Below are 17,691 nucleotides of genomic sequence, written 5' to 3'. Positions count from 1 at the left end.
TTTTTGTGCGGTAATTAGAGCATAAGCGGCAATCGCGTAATTTCAATTTTCTGTTAAGACTATCCAAGTCGTATTAGTAAATTGATGGGTTTCTCACATATTTTACAGCTCGACTTCCGCCCATTTTATCCATTACGGTGATGGTCTTAGCCCAGACCGCAATCTTTTGGTCGTAACTGAAATTCTTCGATAGAACCAATTTCTTGCCCTAAGTGAATTCGAGGAGCATCGACATGTGCTTGGCCTTGCGAGTGCATGACCAACCGGTTTGCTGTTCTCGGTTTCAGTTCGTTAACGACAAAGCGAATCATGTCTGCTCTTGTTAGCTTTTTGAGCTCGGCTAGTACTTTTTCGCGTTGATTAAACTCGGTATCTTTGTTGCCTATTGCGACCCACAAGCGTTGCGCTCGTCCACGTAAAGTCGTGTCTGGGGTTGCGATTTGGTTCCAAAGGCCACGCTTACTGCTGTGCCATTGGTAGTCGTTGAGCTCCAAAAGCACCATGTAAAATGCATTTAAAAATTCGTCGATAGAGGTGACCAATTCCGCAGGAGCTGCGTTTGGTGATTGCACATAAAGCACAATCCCCGGATGACGGTTCAGTGGCATGTTACCAGTGCCGACCATGTAGCCGAGTTGCTGCTTGGTGCGAATCTCATGAAAGAAGGTTGCCGACATGAGGTGATTGGCCAAAGAATAAAGTGCGATGCTGCGCGGCTCGATGTCTTCACACTGGTGGTAAATTACCACAGCAGAGTCTTGTTGATTACAATGCACTTCGCGCTGAAAACTGCCATTTTGACCGAGCATAATTAACGGACGCAGTGCTTCTTCGTAGCGCTGTTCTTTTACGCGCAAGGCATCTTTCAAGGTTGTTGCCATATCATGCGCTTGTTGACGTTGCCAGTCGCCATAAACGAACATTTCTACGTGGAGTTCCGCCAAAATCGACTCGACGAATGTCGACAGCTCATCGACTTCAATTTCTTCCAGCGCTTCTGCAAGTGTCGCGAAAGGAGGATTATTTGGCTGCAACAAACCTGTTAATGCGTTGAACAGTTGAGAAATTGGGCGATCTTGAGATGAATTTCGCCAATTACGTAATAATTGTTGTTTGATGGTTTCGAACCGAGTCGGGTTGAACTCTCTAGCGGCGAAACGGCGTAAAATCATCTCAAGCAGTTGCGGCAGTTTTTGGCTGAAGCCCGACAACGTCAAAGTTACCCCACCTTGGTGTGCATACATGTTGTAGCCCATGCCCGCGATTTCAGCTTGGTAGGTTTCTTTGGCTAGTGAGTCCAAAAACATTTCGACACAAAGACGTGTTTTCACAATATTTTTAGGCGATGCGACCGCGTGAGAACTGTCGATCGCAACGTACACTACGCCTTTCGGCACTCGGAACTCATCATCTTGCAAATGCCACAGGCGAAAACCTTCGAGATCTTCAATCAACTCCGGTAGTGAGCCCCCGTTTTCAAAGGGCATTGGGTCGAGGTCGTAACAAATGTACGGGTTCTTCTCTGGCAGAACAAACTGCCAACGCGGATCAATTTGTTGGAAGAAGCGTTTTTGCTCGCTACTGAATGGAGTGACGGAGTAGGGGGTGAAATACCACTCCGCAGTGCGATTGTACTCAAGTCCTTTGGCGATCAGCGTAACGCGGACATTGTCGACAGATAAATATTGCAGCAGAGAACGTTGCAGATCTTCATCATAGCCCGACATTTTGTAGTCGCCATAGATAATATCGTGCGGCTGATAATGCTGCATATTGATGACTAAATGGCTAACTAAATCGAGAGGGCGTGAAGGTTCTTGAAAGCGGAATGCCGACTCCAACACTGCTTGTTTCTCTAGGTAGCGCCACTCATTCATTCCGTCTTGTTTGATCATGGTTAGATATTGAAAGACAGCTTGAATGATGTCATCAACGTGGTCTACCCCTACTGGTGTGAGTGTACAACTGACCGTAAAATCACGATAGTTGCTGCCACTTGCCCCGCCGCCGGCTGATAGGGAAGTGATCCAGCCTTTGCTTTTCAGTTGCAGCATCAAGCTCCCTTCGCCTTCGTAACCTAACAAATGAGCGAAATAAGAGAGAGGCTTCACGCCGTAGTGTTTATCCATTCCCGGCATAGGGAAGGTGAGAATGAGTTTGCGAAACTCTTTGATGGGCTCAATTTGAACCAAAATTCCGGTGCTGTCTTCAGTCCCAATCGGTACGTTAATCGATTTACCACTTAATTGATGATTAGGGATGTCAGCGAACATGGCTTCTACCCAAGCTTGCTGCTCATCAAGAGATTGAGGCCCAAACAACGTCAGCGTCATAAGATCGGCTGAATATTGAGAATGATGAAACTCGACAATTTCATCACGAATAGACTGACCATCTCGGTCGCCAAGCGTATCTAAATTGCCGACAGAGAATTTTGAAAATGGATGTTCTGGATTGATGACTTCTTTGTTGACTTGATACAAGCGACGCGAGTCGTCATTCAATTTCAGCTTGTACTCAGAGTCGACCGCTTGGCGCTCTTTATCTAATGCTTCTTCGTTAAACAGTGGCGCGGTAAAGAATTGGCTAAAGCGATCCAGTGCGTTTTCAAATGCACTTGGAGTGACATCGAAAAAGAAACAGGTGTGCTCCGTTCCTGTCCACGCGTTATTCGTTCCACCATGTTGGCTAATATAACTTTGAAACTCGCCCACTTTAGGGTATTTTTCCGTACCCAAAAAAAGCATGTGTTCTAGATAGTGAGCCAGACCTTGACGATCAACTGGGTCGTCGAAGTGTCCAACGTTCACAGCTAGGGCGGCTGCCGACTGTTGAGCTGTATCAGAATGAATCAGCAATACGCGCAAGCCATTACTCAAAGTAAGGTAGCGGTATTGGTTTGAATCGTTTGGACTTAGGTGCACGATGCGTCTCCAGATTTCGCATTACATTAATTATGAACCCCAAAGGGGGTAGCGCAAATGTTGCGTTCGACAAATACTGCTTGCCGCATTTTTGTTATTCGTAAGAGTACTGCATTGGGCCCATCGCTTTTGCGTATGGGGTAGAGCTGTTTGAAGGAATGCACTGAGTTCATTACTTCATCGTAGAATGTGATGAACTGAGTATATTCTTTTTAATAGATTGTTAAGAAAGTCGCTATCTTTAGCAAGCGAATTGGTATAATGAACAGATAATTATATCAGTATTTTTGTTTCGTCATTATTAAAATTAGCCCCGATTATCTATAAAGATAGCAGTCAACCTTTTGGTAGCGTTAGCTATCCCTAGGAAATAACATGAAAATATTCATCATGCGTCATGGCGAAGCTGAGCATTTCGCAGATTCAGACGCAGCAAGAGAACTGACCCAAAGAGGCAGAACCGAGTCAGAGGCTGTTGCACGAGCTTGTGCTGAGCAAGGTTTTGCTCAATTTGACAAAGTGTTGGTGAGCCCGTACATCCGTGCTCAGCAAACCTGGCAAGAAATCAGTACGTTTTTCTCGACAAAAAGCATCGAGACCAGTGACGACATCACACCATACGGTCAATCGGATTGCGTGTTTGATTTTGCGAACGCGCTCATTGAAGTCGAGAAACTAGAGTCTCTATTGTTTGTTTCTCATTTGCCGTTAGTTGGTTATTTGACGTCTGAGTTTGTGAAAGAGATGACGCCTCCAATGTTCCCAACTTCTGGTTTAGTGTGCATCGAATACGAACCACAAACACAGCGTGGTGAGGTGCTTTGGCATATTACGCCTTAAGCATCTAAGTCATCGTTATCTAAAGATAAATCGACCTCTCACAATAGACAGACATCTAAAATGAGCATTTAAAAATTAGATATAGATAAACAAAAGGCAGGAATATCCTGCCTTTCTTATTCTTAGAGTGTATGTGTTACTTCTCTGGAATAGAGAGCAAAACCAGCAGCGCGCCGTCACCGCCAAATTCTAACGGTGCTTGGTGGAAGGCCATCACATCAGGGTGCTGAGCCAGCCAAAGTGGGGCTTTTTGCTTCAGAATGTGTTTACCAATACCGTGTTGAACACACGCACAGTGAATTTCGTTTTTTACGCAATAGGCGATCATGGCACCAAGTTCGCGTTTAGCTTCTTGCTGTGTCATGCCGTGCATATCGAGGAAAACGTCAGGCACGTAGACACCGCGACGCAGACGTTTCACTTCATAAGTAGAAACATCATCACGAGCATAGCGAGTTGGGCCTTCTTCGTTTAATCGAGGCACAAACTCATCGGAAAAGTAAAACTCAGAATCACTCGCTTCTCGGTTTGAGCGTTTGATTTCTTTTTGCTTAGTATTTTTTTTTGGTTGCTGGATTATGGTATCCTGTCGCAACTTTTTTACGCCCTGTACTGCTTCCTTAAACAAGGCGAAATCGTCATCATGTTCGGTGTCTTTTTTGCTCATTAGGTAAACAATTTCATTAATAAACTTTATTGGCAGTATTGTAGCGCTTTTCGGAGGCAATTTTGGATAAGATTTTTGTAGAAGAGGCGGTATCGGAACTGCATACCCTTCAAGATATGATTCGTTGGACGGTTAGCCGCTTTAATGCAGCTAACCTGTTTTACGGTCATGGTACTGATAACGCGTGGGATGAAGCCGTTCAGCTTATCCTGCCAACCTTATACTTGCCGATCGATGTGCCTCCGCATGTATTGAACTCTCGCCTAACTACAAGTGAGCGTCTACGCATTGTTGAGCGAGTAGTAAAACGCATTAACGAGCGTACGCCAACGGCTTACTTAACAAACAAAGCGTGGTTCTGTGGTCTTGAGTTCTTCGTTGACGAGCGTGTTCTTGTGCCACGTTCTCCAATTGGTGAATTGATTCAAGCGGAATTCCAACCTTGGCTGGTGGAAGAGCCAACTCGAATCATGGATCTATGTACGGGCAGTGGCTGTATTGCGATTGCATGTGCGCACGCATTCCCTGAAGCAGAAGTTGACGCGATTGATATCTCAGCGGACGCGCTTCAAGTTGCAGAACAAAACATTCAAGATCACGGCATGGAACAACAAGTGTTCCCAATCCGTTCGGATCTGTTCCGCGATCTGCCAAAAGAAAAATACAACCTCATCGTGTCTAACCCACCTTATGTGGATGAAGAAGACATGAACAGCCTGCCACAAGAGTTCACACATGAACCTGAGCTAGGTTTGGCTGCGGGTACAGATGGCCTGAAATTGGTTCGCCGTATTCTTGCGAACGCGCCAGACTACCTAACTGATGACGGTATCTTGATCTGTGAAGTGGGCAACTCAATGATCCATATGATGGACCAGTACCCACAAATTCCATTCACTTGGATTGAGTTTGAAAACGGTGGCCACGGCGTATTTATGCTGACTCGTGCGCAACTGGTTGATTGTGCAGAAGAGTTCAAACTGTACAAAGACTAATCCGTCTTTCCAAAAAACCTTAAAACACCGAGCCTGATGCTCGGTGTTTTTTTATGCATAACTCATCGATATTAACTCTTTACATCAAAACGTAATAAAGCCACTATGAATCCACGAAGAATTGGAAAGCAGTTGCGCTCAATCAGAGAGCGTGGCGACAATAACTTGAGGAAGTAATGGCAGGAAACAGTATCGGACAACATTTTCGAGTGACAACATTCGGAGAAAGTCACGGTATCGCACTGGGATGTATCGTAGACGGATGTCCTCCGGGATTAGAAATTACAGAAGCAGATCTGCAAACGGATCTCGACCGTCGTCGTCCTGGCACATCACGTTACACCACACAGCGTCGTGAACCGGACGAAGTTAAAATTCTTTCTGGCGTGTTTGAAGGCAAAACCACAGGCACATCAATCGGTCTGTTGATCGAAAACACCGATCAACGTTCAAAAGATTACTCAGACATCAAAGATAAGTTCCGCCCGGGACATGCTGATTACACTTACCACCAAAAATATGGCATTCGTGACTATCGTGGCGGCGGCCGTTCGTCAGCCCGTGAAACTGCGATGCGTGTGGCTGCAGGTGCAATCGCGAAGAAATATCTGAAAGATGAATTTGGCGTAGAAATCCGCGCTTACTTGTCACAAATGGGCGATGTTTCTATTGATAAAGTCGACTGGGACGAAATTGAAAACAACGCATTCTTCTGCCCAGATGCAGACAAAGTGGAAGCGTTTGATCAACTGATCCGCGACCTAAAAAAAGAAGGCGATTCAATTGGTGCGAAAATTCAGGTTGTTGCAACCAACGTACCTGTTGGCCTTGGTGAACCAGTGTTTGACCGCTTGGATGCAGACATTGCGCACGCGCTAATGAGCATCAACGCGGTGAAGGGTGTCGAAATCGGTGATGGTTTTGATGTCGTAAACCAAAAAGGCAGTCAGCACCGTGACCCACTTTCTCCGCAAGGTTTTGGTAGCAACCATGCTGGTGGCATCCTTGGTGGTATCTCAACAGGTCAAGACATCGTTGCGAATATTGCACTTAAGCCAACATCAAGCATCACGGTTCCGGGTGACACGATCACTAAAGAAGGTGAACCCACTCAGCTCATCACGAAAGGTCGTCACGACCCATGTGTCGGCATTCGTGCTGTGCCTATTGCTGAAGCCATGCTGGCGATTGTTGTGATGGATCACTTACTGCGTCATCGTGGGCAAAACCACGGCGTAACGACAGAAACACCAAAGATTTAAGTTTGGTGCTCTAAATACAAAAAAAGGTTGCTCATGGAGCAACCTTTTCTTTTTTGTTCTTTTTCTTAACTTAGTGGAGCGAGCTTTCGGTTTCCAACTGGAAAGAAGGCAAACGCCACTTAAATCGAACCGCTGCCATACGAAGTACGTAACCCACAACAAGGGTAACAATGGTTGCTGTTACGTCTGGCACGCTGAATTCCAGTAACGCAAGGTAAAGGCCGGATGCAATCAACGCGATAGAAGCGTATAGCTCCTCATGCAGTACCAACGGAGTTTGGCGACAGATCAAATCGCGAAGTAAGCCACCAAATACGCCAGTCACCAATGCAGACACCATACAGATGCCTGGGTGCAAGCCCATGCCCATCGCGATCTTGGTACCGATGATGCTAAATACAATCAAACCCAGTGCATCAAGACGAATGAACAAGCCTTTTAGTTTGATCACCCATTTCGCGAGGCCAGTCGTTAGTACGCCAGCAACACAGGTGATAGCCAGAAATTCAGGATTCTTGACCCAACCAAGAGGATAGTGGCCCAATAAAATGTCACGCACTGTGCCGCCGCCAATGGCTGTCGCACTCGCTACCAACATAACGCCAAACCAGTCCATTTTTCTTCTACCAGCGCTTAACGCACCTGTCATGGCTTCAGCCGTGATACCAATGATATACAACACACTTAGCAACATAGGGGAACACTCAAAGTAAAAAGTTACCGTTTATCCATTACAAAATGGTTAGGGCAGTAACAACACTTACAAACGGCTTAATCAGTCTTAAAAAGTGATTAAAACCAGCAACATGCTCATAATCAAACTGCTTGAAAAACAGCAATTTGAGTGGCACCAAAATAAGGCGAGAGTGTATTAGTAAATGAGTACGCTGACGAATGAGAAATTGTATTGAGAAAGGTCGGTTCAGATAAATTCAACTAATAACCAAAACTGTGGGATGCCTTTACCTTATTTGCAAAAACAGCGACAATGCGCAGCGCATGTCAATTTGAAGTACAGACTCGACGATGACCCACGAATACCAAGATCTAATCACCATTTTCAATGACACTTTTCTTGAGCAATTCAACACCACGCTAGAGCTTGGTGGTGATGAGCCTATTTATCTGCCAGCTGATGATGAGCATCCTCACCATCGTATTATTTTTGCTCGAGGTTTTTACGCTTCTGCTCTGCACGAAATCGCGCACTGGTGTGTCGCTGGTCCTGAACGTCGTCTAATGGAAGATTTTGGCTACTGGTATGAGCCAGATGGACGCACCGAAGCCGTACAGGCTGAGTTCGAAAAAGTAGAAATTCGCCCTCAAGCTTACGAATGGATTCTTGCCACGAGTGCTGGCTTCCCTTTTACGGTCAGTTGTGACAATCTACACGGCGATTTTGAACCAGATAGGCTTGGCTTTATGCAAAAAGTGCATAAAGAAGTATTAGGTATTTTGGAAGCAGGTTTGCCACCGCGAGTGAAAATGCTTTCGGACGCCTTACGTGCGTTTTACCAAACTAAGCCGCTGGAAGCGTCTGATTTTAGCGTTAAGTAACCCAAATAACCTCAGAGAAACTCCATGATTATTGAATTTGAAGAAAAACTACTAGAACTGATTGATGCTCGTATTGAAAACGCATCTGATGATGAACTGTTTGCTGGTGGTTATCTACGTGGTCACATCTCTCTGTCTGCCGCATCTTGTGAAGAAGACGGCATCAACGATGTTGAAGAGCTAAAATCTCGTATCGCGAACAGCCTAGAAGAAGCTCGTGCAGAACTGACGCCTGCGGATCGCGTGATTGTTAGTGATCTATGGCAAGAGCTACAATCACAAGCATAATATCTACGAATTGCTGTAAATGAGTGCTCAGTGTAGCTGAATGAAAGCCTGTTAACCTTGTTGTGACTATTTTTTCAACGGGTTATATCAAACGTCACCTTATTCTAGGCGTGCTTCTTGGCTATTTCTGAGCATATCTTTTCTATCGTTATCCCGCCTTTTAGTTGAAATCAACTCCTTCGAAATATTCGAATCTCTCCTTAAGATTTTTGTGGTTGTTGCCAGCCTGTTTAACTTTTATTCTGCAAAGCATAAAACGTGAACAAAGGAATATAACCATGAAAATTGTTGCATTCGGTGCATCTACCAGCTCAACCTCAATCAACAAAACGCTTGCTACTTACGCCGCTCAACAAGTAGAAGGCGCGCAAGTGAACGTGTTGGATTTAAACAACTACAACGTTCCAATGTTTAGTGAAGACAAAGAGAAAGAAATCGGCCAAGCGGAAGGCGCAATCGCTTTTTTACGCGAGCTAGAGCAAGCTGATGCCATCGTTGTATCATTTGCAGAGCACAACGGTTCTTACGCTGCGGCTTACAAAAACTTGTTCGATTGGGCAACGCGTATCGAGCGCAATGTGTTCCAAAATAAACCGGTAGTTTACCTTGCTACGTCACCGGGCCCTGGTGGTGCACAAAGCGTGCTAGCGGCGGCAACGGGTTCAGCGCCATTTTTTGGATCGGACGTTAAAGCGTCGGTTTCAGTACCAAGTTTTTACGAGAACTTTGACTTGGAGTCGGGTGAGATTGTAAATCAAGAAATTGCAGAGCAAGTGAAACAAGCCGTCGCGTTGCTCAAGTAATACGCCATTAAAAAAGAGATTCCTGATGCGTGATTTCGCGGGCTTGGGAATCTCTTATTCGTTATCTACTTAATATCCATGTAGTTGTCTGTTTGGTGCCGATTTAAAGCTCGGTAATCGCTTTACCTTTACGTAATTTGCGTACCCACATACGGCTTGGGTGAAGTTCTGTCAGCACATCGACAGGGAGTGGCAGCGGGTCCCCACAGATTTGCGAGGCCAACACTTCTGCCAACAGAGGCGCAGAGCTTAGACCTCGAGAGCCTAAACCTAAGAAGCTGAAAAGGTTAGGGAATTGGTGAATCGCTTCAACCTCTTCTTCTGGTTTATTTTGCAAATCTGCATATTGCGTTTTGATTGTTTCGAAATCACCTACGTTCCCAACAAATGGCAGATGGTCTCGACTCACGCAACGAATACCTTGGCGTGACAAATTGCCCGATGTATCCACTTCTTTGGTCCATTCCTGATTTGGAATGCATTTGACCAACTTTTCTACGTTTTCTCGTTGTGCGTTTTCATCAAACTCATAGTCTAAATGACTGCGATCGTAACTGGCACCAATGCAAAGGTGTTGGTTATTTGGGTTAACAGGCGTCATGTAACCGTCGTAACACAGTACAGTTTTGAGTTTAGATAGGGTTTTCGTTGCTGGCGCGTGACTCACTTGTCCTTTTACTTGCCCCATCGGCAAGGCTTCAGTTTGGCTTAGTGTTTGGAACTCGTTGCCGTTAGCAACTACAACGGTTGAATGTTCGAAGTTCTGGCCGTTCGCTTTTAATGTCCAAAGCTCACGCGCTTCGTCCCAAGTTAGTGACTCGACTTGATGCTCGAACTTCGCTTCAAAAAGAACGGTTTTTTCTAGTTGAGTAATCAGCCCGCGAGTTAATTCAGCAGGGCACAACCAACCTCCCATTGGGTAATGAACCGATGCCATATCGATGGGTAAGCCGATTGTCTCTGCCGTTTCTTCTGCAGACAATTTACGAATGAGCTCTGGAGAGAAGTTTCCCTCAAGCATTTTCTCTAGTTTGTCTGTGGATTTGTCATCCCACATCAATTGAGTTACACCACACCAATCATGGTCAAAATCGATTTCTTGCGCTGCTTGCTCGACAAATTGACGTGCGAACAAAAATGCTGGCGCAAACACACGAGATACACCTGTATGCGGGCCATTAAGCAGAGGATAAACGGCACCTTGACGGTTGCCAGAAGCCCCTTCGGCTGGTTGAGTGTCTTTGCAGTAAAGCGTGACGTTTTGGCCACGACGAACCAACGTTTTCGCTAACGCCGCGCTGGCAATACCGCCTCCGATTATGGCAATCGAATCAAGATTGCTGGAGGCCGTGCGATTGAACCACGCAAGATGGTTCGAGTGCTTTTCGCGTTGTTCCATCGAGCCTGCGATCATTTCACGCTTGGTGCCAAAGCCTTTGACTTTTTTCATTGCAAAGCCAGCTTCGTTCAATCCTCGACGCACAAAGCCCGCTGCGGTAAAAGTGGCAACTGTACAGTCTTGCTTGGCCAACTTAGCCATGTTGTTGAACAGATTTTGGTTCCACATTTCTGGGTTTTTACTTGGCGCGAATCCATCTAAAAACCAAGCGTCAATCAAACCTTGTTCGTTGTATGGGACTTGCGGCATGCAGTCTTTGATGTCGCCAAACCAAAGGTCGAGTGTAATTGCGCCATCTTCAAGCACAATTCGGTGACACTCAGGTACGGCAGCAGGGTAGTGCTTTTGCAGCTTTTCTGCATACTCAGCCAACTCCGGCCAAGCTTCGTGTGCTTTTTTCAAATCCGCTAGGCTTAGCGGGTATTTTTCAAAACTAATGAAGTGCAGCTCTTTTAGCGCTGCATCTGGGTGGTTGCGACGAAATTCATTAAACCATTGCCATACAGCAAGAAAGTTCAGTCCCGTGCCAAATCCGGTTTCACCAATAACAAAGCGTCTTTGGTCAAATTCCTGCCATCTTTCTGGGAGATGATTTTGTTTGAGGAAAACGTAGCGTGTCTCTTCAAGACCGTTTACGTTAGAAAAGTAAACATCATCAAATTGGTCAGAAACCGGCGTGCCAGCTTCGTTCCAACCAAGTTCAGCATTTTTAATTGAAGTCATAATGGTGCAAATTTGTGATTTGGCGCGGTAAGAATGGGGCGATTGTACGAATTTATGGGAAAGCTGACCACTTTTGTTGACTATCTTAGTTATCATCTAGCGGATTTTTGAATTATAGGAATGTCATAATGAAACGAGTCGTAATCACCGGTATGGGTATTGTTTCAAGTATCGGTAACAACGTCGAAGAAGTTCTAGCGTCTCTTAAAGCGGGCAAATCTGGCATCACTGCGTCTGAGCAGTTCAAAGAACACGGTCTTCGTTCGCAAGTTTGGGGTGATCTAAAGATCAACCCTGCGGAGCATATTGACCGTAAACAGATGCGCTTTATGGGTGATGCGGCTGCTTATGCATACCTATCAATGCAGCAGGCGATTGAAGACGCAGGTCTAACTGAAGAACAAGTTTCAAACGATCGTACAGGTATCGTTGCTGGTTCTGGTGGTGCTTCTGCATTAAACCAAACAGTAGCAACCGATATTATGCGCGAGAAAGGCGTAAAACGCGTAGGCCCTTACATGGTTCCTCGTACTATGTCTTCTACCGTATCAGCATGTCTTGCGACACCATTTAAAATTCGTGGTGTGAACTACTCAATGAGTTCAGCTTGTGCGACATCTGCACACTGTATCGGCCACGCAATGGAGCTTATCCAACTTGGCAAACAAGACATCGTGTTTGCAGGTGGTGGTGAAGAGCTAGACTGGTCTCAAACGATGATGTTTGATGCGATGGGCGCACTATCAACTAAATACAACGATACGCCAGAAAAAGCGTCTCGTACTTACGATGCAGACCGTGACGGTTTTGTTATCTCTGGCGGCGGCGGCATGCTGGTTATCGAAGAACTTGAGCACGCTCTAGCACGTGGCGCGAAAATCTACGGCGAAATCGTAGGCTACGGTGCGACTTCTGATGGCTACGACATGGTAGCACCTTCAGGTGAAGGCGCAGTGCGTTGTATGAAGATGGCAATGCAAGACGTTGACAGCATTGATTACGTTAACACTCACGGTACGTCTACTCCAGTTGGCGACGTGAAAGAGCTAGGCGCAATCCAAGAGTTATTTGGCGACAACAGCCCAGCAATCTCTGCAACAAAAGCGATGACAGGTCATGCTCTAGGTGCGGCTGGTGTTCACGAAGCGATTTACTCGACTCTAATGCTAGACAACAACTTCATCGCGCCAAGCATCAATATTGAAAACTTGGATGAAGCGGCAAAAGGTCTGGATATCGTGACAGAAGCTCGCGACGCAGAGCTAACGACAGTCATGTCAAACAGCTTTGGCTTCGGTGGTACCAACGCAACATTGGTTATCAAAAAATACCAAGCGTAATCAACACCAAAGCTAACTGAATTTGTTGGTGTTGTTTATTGTGATGTGAACGCCAATAAACCAGTTTCCAGAGCTTGATCAGTCAAACTGATCGAACAGACGCAGACTCTATCCCAAGGAGAGCGGGATAGGATCCTTTTGTTCTGGAACTTTGCCCGGCTAATTTAGCCGGGCTTTTTCTTTTCTCATCATTCCGTTTTTTCGTGTTACTCATGTACTTTCCCTGTTGGGAAGTCCGTGATGCCGATTGTTGCTACCTCGACAAACCAAGCTATTCTCCGCTTTGAGGTTTATTGGGTTTATATCTTGAGATTTTTCCCGAAAAGGGCACAATCGCCATAGCTTCGCTTTTTGCGAATAAACAAACTCATAAAATGGATCTTAAAAACGCTGGCGCTATGAAAATTATTGTTGATGAAAACATGCCGTACGCTGAAGAGCTATTCAGCCAACTTGGTGAAGTGATTCTAAAACCGGGTCGTACCCTGACTGCTGATGACCTTATTGATATCGATGCTCTGATGATTCGATCGGTAACCAAAGTAAACGCTGAACTGATCAGCAAAGCGAACAAGCTCAAGTTTGTTGGTACGGCGACAGCGGGTATGGATCACGTCGACCAAGCTCTTTTGAAAGAAAAGGGCATTTTCTTTACTGCAGCACCAGGTTGTAACAAAGTTGGCGTTGCAGAGTACGCATTTAGCGTCATGATGGTACTCGCGCAGCAACAAGGTTTTTCGGTCTTTGATAAAACCGTAGGTATTATTGGTGCGGGCCAAGTGGGTAGCTATCTAGAGAAGTGCTTGAAAGGCATGGGCATCAACGTCCTTATCAACGACCCATTCAAGCAAGAGGCGGGGGATCCTCGCAGCTTTACCCCGTTAGCTGAGCTTATCGAACAATCAGACATCATCACACTACACACGCCAATCACTAAAGACGGGCCGTACCCAACGCATCATTTGATTGACGAGAAAGTACTGAACGGTCTTCGTGGTGATCAAATTCTTATCAATGCGGCGCGTGGCCCTGTGGTTGATAACCAAGCATTGAAGCAACGTTTAATGAAACAAGATGGTTTCACTGCAGCATTGGATGTCTTCGAATTTGAACCAGAGGTTGATATGGAGCTTCTGCCTCTGCTAGCATTCGCAACCCCTCACGTTGCAGGCTATGGTCTGGAAGGGAAAGCTCGCGGTACGACAATGATTTTCAATAGCTACTGTGAGTTCTTAAATAACGAATTACGTGCGCATGCCAGCGATTTACTGCCAACTGCGCCTGTTCCAACGATGATGTTGGACAGAGCATGGGATGAAGCAACACTGCATAACATCACACAGTTAATCTATGATGTGCGTAAAGATGACGCTCTTTTCCGTCGTGAAATCAGTAAGCCAGGTGCGTTTGACCTGATGCGTAAAAACTACTGGGATCGCCGCGAATACAGCGCTGTCACGCTAGTGGGAAATGAAACATGCAACCTTGCACCACTAGCAGAACTAGGTTTTCAGATTGAGGTAAGTCAATGAGCCAGCAATACAATGTTGCCATTTTGGGTGCGACCGGTGCGGTCGGTGAAACAATTTTAGAAGTGCTTCAAGAGCGCAAGTTCCCAGTCGGTGAACTGTTCCTATTGGCAAGTGAGCGTAGCGAAGGCAAGACTTACCGTTTCAATGGTAAAACCGTACGCGTACAAAACGTAGAAGAGTTTGATTGGTCTCAAGCGCACATCGCTCTGTTCTCGGCTGGTGGCGATCTATCTGCAAAATGGGCGCCAATCGCAGCTGATGAAGGTGTGATTGTTATCGACAACACGTCACACTTCCGTTACGAGTACGACATTCCTCTTGTTGTGCCTGAAGTAAACCCTGAAGCGATTGCTGAGTTCCGTAACCGTAACATCATCGCCAACCCAAACTGTTCGACTATCCAAATGTTAGTCGCACTTAAACCAATCCACGATGCAGTCGGTATTGAGCGTATCAACGTTTCAACTTATCAATCGGTATCAGGTGCAGGTAAGGCGGGCATTGATGAGTTGGCTGGTCAAACCGCTAAGTTGCTAAATGGTCTGCCAGCTGACAAGAAGCAGTTCTCACAACAGATCGCGTTTAACTGTATTCCACAAATCGATCAGATGATGGAAAACGGCTACACCAAAGAAGAAATGAAAATGGTGTGGGAAACTCAGAAAATCTTTAACGATCCTTCAATCACCGTAAACCCAACGTGTGTTCGTGTGCCGGTGTTCTACGGCCACGCAGAAGCGGTTCACGTTGAAACTCGTTCACCAATCGACGCGCAAGAAGTAATTAACCTTCTTGAGCAAACCGAAGGTGTAGAAGTATTCCACGGTGACGATTTCCCAACACAAGTTCGTGATGCGGGCGGTAAAGATCACGTAATGGTTGGCCGCATTCGCAACGATATTAGCCACCACAGCGGCGTAAACCTATGGGTTGTAGCTGACAACGTGCGCAAAGGTGCAGCAACGAACGCTGTACAAATCGCCGAAGTACTGATCCGCGATTACTACTAAGTTAGTGGTATAAGAACCGTAAAGCCTCGCATTAAGCGAGGCTTTTTTGTTCGAACGATGTAAATTTGTGTGAGATTAGTACGAATATGGCGAGAGCCACACATTTTTTACCCCCAAAGCTATAGTTTTGCGTGGTATATCCGATATATTTAACCGATCACCATTTCAAATTGTTTCTAGCACAAAACTGAGCCTTCTATGCGTCAAAATTATAAGCGTTTGTTAGCAGCCCTTGTGTTGATGAGCGCGACTCAGACATCGTCAGTGGTTCAAGCCGAAGGGATTCGTCTCGTTGGGCCGTCTGGTGAAGTGCAATCATCTCCGAGCTATGCTGAAGAGATCGAACGAGCATTACCTACTCCACCTGAGAATACTCAGCCTTCGCGCTTTTTCGGCCCTACAGGTGAAAACCAAACACTGTGGTCGATTGCTTCTGAGCTAAGACCGTCACGTAATGTCTCGGTACAACAAACGCTTCTCGCCATTTATCGAATCAACCCTCAAGCGTTTGACAATCAAAACATCCACGAGCTGATCCCAGGCAGCCGTCTTCGTGTTCCTTCATTAGAGCAAGTTCGCAGTGCGACGACTGAGCAAGCTGTTGCCATTATGAAGGCGCATGAGTTACGACTAAAACAACCCAAGCCAGAAAAGCCAGCTCCAGTTAAACAGATAGAGGTTAAACCTAAACCTGTTGAAGAACCGACTGCGCCAAAACCGCCAGTTGTTACTCCACCAAAACCTGAACCAGTTAAACCTGTTGAAACGACAGCAAACGTGCCACCAGTTTCGACGTCACCGCAAGGTGAAAAGCAGGTTAGTGATCTAAAAGACAAGCTGCAGGGCTCGCAAAGTGAGCTTGAATCACTAGAAGAGAAAAACCATCGTCTGCGCCTCATGCTGTCTCAAGTTCAGAGCGAAGTTGAAACACTCAAAAGCGAGCTTAACGACGAAGAGCGAATTCGTTCGGAAGTGGAAAAACTGTTGGCAGAAGAGCGCCAACGTGTTGCTGAGCAGCAACGCTTGCAGCCAAGTACGATGGATAAGATTCTATCCAATGGTTGGCTAGTCGGACTCGCTGCCCTGATTCCAGGTGCGCTGCTTGCATTGTTGGTTGTCATGCTACTTGGTCGTCGCTCGAAAGCGAAAGAAGAGGAAGCAGCGCAGCAGCAGACACAAGATATCGACCCGCTTGCGGCACCAATTGGTTTAGCTGCCGCTGACCAACTTGATGATGAGCTCAGCCTAGATGATGACTTGTTTGGTGATGATGACTCTGAACCGCTGTTAGAGCAGGATGAGAAAGCTGAGCTTGAAGAGGATGTCTTCGCGAACCTAGATGACGAAGAACTAGACTTCAACTTAGAAGGCGATGACGGCGAAGATCCATTTGCCGGTATCGGCGATGATGGTGATTTAGACGTTGGATTTGACGAGTTTGATTCTTCAACGAGCGGCATTCAAGTCAATGGCGACGAGAAAGCGCTGGGCCTTGAAGAGATGGAACGTGCGCTTGATGAAGTGACGCCAGAACTAGAAGTGCTCGACGAAGACGAAACAGGCTTCGACTTGTCCGACGACGATAACGCTATTTCTGATGATGAATTTGCCAAACTTCTTGCTGATGATGAACCATCGGAAGACCTTTCAAGTGGCAGAGTTGATCAAGCGATGCTGGACGATTTATTCGCAGAACTTGGCGACGATGATTTAGATCTTGACGTTGAAGATACCAAGCCAGAGCCGCAAGTCTCAGACGAGGATTTCTCGGCAGGAGAGGCGTCGGATGACGATATTGATAAGCTATTAGCTCAATACGATCAACCAGCAGAAGAAACATCAAGTGAGCTTGACCCACTTGATGAACTCGAAAGTCTGGCGGGTTTGACTGATGACACCGATATCGATGAAAACAGCACTGAGCTACTCGACGAATTGATCGATTTCGATGAAGACGAAACCGAGGAAGAGTTCGATCCGCTCAACGAATTGGAAGCGCTATCTGATTTTGAGGCTGAAGAAGTAATTGAGGAACTCGACGAAAACAGCGTTGATTTACTCGATGAGTTACTGCAAGACGACGATGATGAGCCCGTTTTAGAAGACGAGACCACGAGCGAGCTTGACCCATTCGATGATTTGATTCGTGAGGATGAGGTAGTCACTGCTGATGAGAGTCAGTTAGACGATGACTTGGTGGCTGATTTTGGTTTTGAAGAGATTGAGCCTCAAACGGAACAAAATAAAGCGCTTGAGCCAGAGGAAGAAAAGCCGCTAACCGCGCAGGTTGAAGAAGACGCCTCAGAGTTAGAATTTGAATCTGGCTTAGATATCGACGCTCTGCTGAGTGA

Annotated in this window: 14 protein-coding genes; 10 read left to right on the top strand and 4 right to left on the bottom strand. The window is 46.0% G+C overall.

The annotated features are described in order from the left end of the window. Positions 1-146: 146 nt before the first annotated feature. Positions 147-2,924, bottom strand: coding sequence for an insulinase family protein (locus OU793_RS16530; RefSeq protein ID WP_140255445.1), 2,778 nt, complete (start codon positions 2,922-2,924; stop codon positions 147-149). A gap of 375 nt (positions 2,925-3,299) precedes the next feature. Between OU793_RS16530 and sixA the strand changes: the two genes are divergently transcribed. After that, a complete protein-coding gene (sixA, locus tag OU793_RS16525) occupies positions 3,300-3,764 on the top strand; it encodes a phosphohistidine phosphatase SixA (protein ID WP_005457775.1) in 465 nt (154 codons plus the stop codon). Positions 3,765-3,900: 136 nt separating this feature from the next. Here sixA and smrB read toward each other — a convergent pair whose 3' ends face one another. Further along, a complete protein-coding gene (gene smrB / locus OU793_RS16520; protein WP_005457721.1) occupies positions 3,901-4,431 on the bottom strand; it encodes an endonuclease SmrB in 531 nt (176 codons plus the stop codon). 62 nt (positions 4,432-4,493) lie between these two features. Between smrB and prmB the strand changes: the two genes are divergently transcribed. Both prmB and aroC read left to right on the top strand, forming a co-directional pair. Beyond that, the gene (prmB, locus tag OU793_RS16515) at positions 4,494-5,426 is read left to right on the top strand and encodes a 50S ribosomal protein L3 N(5)-glutamine methyltransferase (RefSeq protein WP_005457652.1); all 933 of its coding nucleotides are present in this window, start codon (positions 4,494-4,496) and stop codon (positions 5,424-5,426) included. Between the two features lie 176 nt (positions 5,427-5,602). After that, a complete protein-coding gene (gene aroC / locus OU793_RS16510; RefSeq protein WP_005479467.1) occupies positions 5,603-6,688 on the top strand; it encodes a chorismate synthase in 1,086 nt (361 codons plus the stop codon). 70 nt (positions 6,689-6,758) lie between these two features. Here aroC and OU793_RS16505 read toward each other — a convergent pair whose 3' ends face one another. After that, entirely contained in the window at positions 6,759-7,382 is a 624-nt protein-coding gene (locus OU793_RS16505) for a trimeric intracellular cation channel family protein (RefSeq protein WP_005457667.1), read from the bottom strand. Between the two features lie 332 nt (positions 7,383-7,714). Between OU793_RS16505 and OU793_RS16500 the strand changes: the two genes are divergently transcribed. The 3 genes from OU793_RS16500 to OU793_RS16490 all read left to right on the top strand — a co-directional run bounded on the left by OU793_RS16500 (position 7,715) and on the right by OU793_RS16490 (position 9,336). Continuing rightward, the gene (locus OU793_RS16500; RefSeq protein ID WP_005457675.1) at positions 7,715-8,245 is read left to right on the top strand and encodes an elongation factor P hydroxylase; all 531 of its coding nucleotides are present in this window, start codon (positions 7,715-7,717) and stop codon (positions 8,243-8,245) included. Positions 8,246-8,269: 24 nt separating this feature from the next. Beyond that, the gene (locus OU793_RS16495) at positions 8,270-8,533 is read left to right on the top strand and encodes a YfcL family protein (protein ID WP_005479532.1); all 264 of its coding nucleotides are present in this window, start codon (positions 8,270-8,272) and stop codon (positions 8,531-8,533) included. A gap of 278 nt (positions 8,534-8,811) precedes the next feature. Continuing rightward, complete coding sequence (locus OU793_RS16490) at positions 8,812-9,336, top strand: NADPH-dependent FMN reductase (protein WP_005494415.1); 525 nt, start codon at positions 8,812-8,814, stop codon at positions 9,334-9,336. Positions 9,337-9,439: 103 nt separating this feature from the next. On the opposite strand, the gene mnmC is transcribed toward OU793_RS16490, so the two are convergent. Further along, entirely contained in the window at positions 9,440-11,458 is a 2,019-nt protein-coding gene (gene mnmC, locus OU793_RS16485; protein WP_140103828.1) for a bifunctional tRNA (5-methylaminomethyl-2-thiouridine)(34)-methyltransferase MnmD/FAD-dependent 5-carboxymethylaminomethyl-2-thiouridine(34) oxidoreductase MnmC, read from the bottom strand. Positions 11,459-11,586: 128 nt separating this feature from the next. Between mnmC and fabB the strand changes: the two genes are divergently transcribed. The 4 genes from fabB to OU793_RS16465 all read left to right on the top strand — a co-directional run. Then, positions 11,587-12,798 carry a beta-ketoacyl-ACP synthase I gene (gene fabB / locus OU793_RS16480; RefSeq protein WP_005460738.1) on the top strand — a complete coding sequence of 404 codons (1,212 nt, stop codon included), beginning with the start codon at positions 11,587-11,589 and terminating at the stop codon, positions 12,796-12,798. A 398-nt stretch (positions 12,799-13,196) separates the two neighbouring features. Next, positions 13,197-14,330, top strand: coding sequence for a 4-phosphoerythronate dehydrogenase (locus OU793_RS16475; protein WP_021453433.1), 1,134 nt, complete (start codon positions 13,197-13,199; stop codon positions 14,328-14,330). Beyond that, positions 14,327-15,340, top strand: coding sequence for an aspartate-semialdehyde dehydrogenase (locus OU793_RS16470; protein WP_005460137.1), 1,014 nt, complete (start codon positions 14,327-14,329; stop codon positions 15,338-15,340). Before OU793_RS16475 ends, OU793_RS16470 begins: the two co-directional genes overlap by 4 nt. Before the next feature lie 198 nt (positions 15,341-15,538). Then, positions 15,539-17,691: FimV/HubP family polar landmark protein (locus OU793_RS16465; protein ID WP_342453744.1), on the top strand; the 2,153-nt coding region annotated here is incomplete at its 3' end.

Source organism: Vibrio sp. VP6, from assembly GCF_028823755.1.
Lineage (GTDB): Bacteria > Pseudomonadota > Gammaproteobacteria > Enterobacterales > Vibrionaceae > Vibrio > Vibrio parahaemolyticus.
This window is presented reverse-complemented; position numbering and strand designations above follow the sequence as displayed.

Excerpts from the sequence above, each read along its gene's own strand:
- aroC (WP_005479467.1), top strand. The coding sequence starts at position 5,603 with ATGGCAGGAAACAGTATCGGACAACATTTTCGAGTGACAACATTCGGA.
- smrB (WP_005457721.1), bottom strand. The coding sequence starts at position 4,431 with ATGAGCAAAAAAGACACCGAACATGATGACGATTTCGCCTTGTTTAAG.
- mnmC (WP_140103828.1), bottom strand. The coding sequence starts at position 11,458 with ATGACTTCAATTAAAAATGCTGAACTTGGTTGGAACGAAGCTGGCACG.
- OU793_RS16475 (WP_021453433.1), top strand. The coding sequence starts at position 13,197 with ATGAAAATTATTGTTGATGAAAACATGCCGTACGCTGAAGAGCTATTC.
- fabB (WP_005460738.1), top strand. The coding sequence starts at position 11,587 with ATGAAACGAGTCGTAATCACCGGTATGGGTATTGTTTCAAGTATCGGT.
- OU793_RS16505 (WP_005457667.1), bottom strand. The coding sequence starts at position 7,382 with ATGTTGCTAAGTGTGTTGTATATCATTGGTATCACGGCTGAAGCCATG.
- OU793_RS16490 (WP_005494415.1), top strand. The coding sequence starts at position 8,812 with ATGAAAATTGTTGCATTCGGTGCATCTACCAGCTCAACCTCAATCAAC.
- OU793_RS16500 (WP_005457675.1), top strand. The coding sequence starts at position 7,715 with ATGACCCACGAATACCAAGATCTAATCACCATTTTCAATGACACTTTT.
- sixA (WP_005457775.1), top strand. The coding sequence starts at position 3,300 with ATGAAAATATTCATCATGCGTCATGGCGAAGCTGAGCATTTCGCAGAT.
- OU793_RS16470 (WP_005460137.1), top strand. The coding sequence starts at position 14,327 with ATGAGCCAGCAATACAATGTTGCCATTTTGGGTGCGACCGGTGCGGTC.
- OU793_RS16495 (WP_005479532.1), top strand. The coding sequence starts at position 8,270 with ATGATTATTGAATTTGAAGAAAAACTACTAGAACTGATTGATGCTCGT.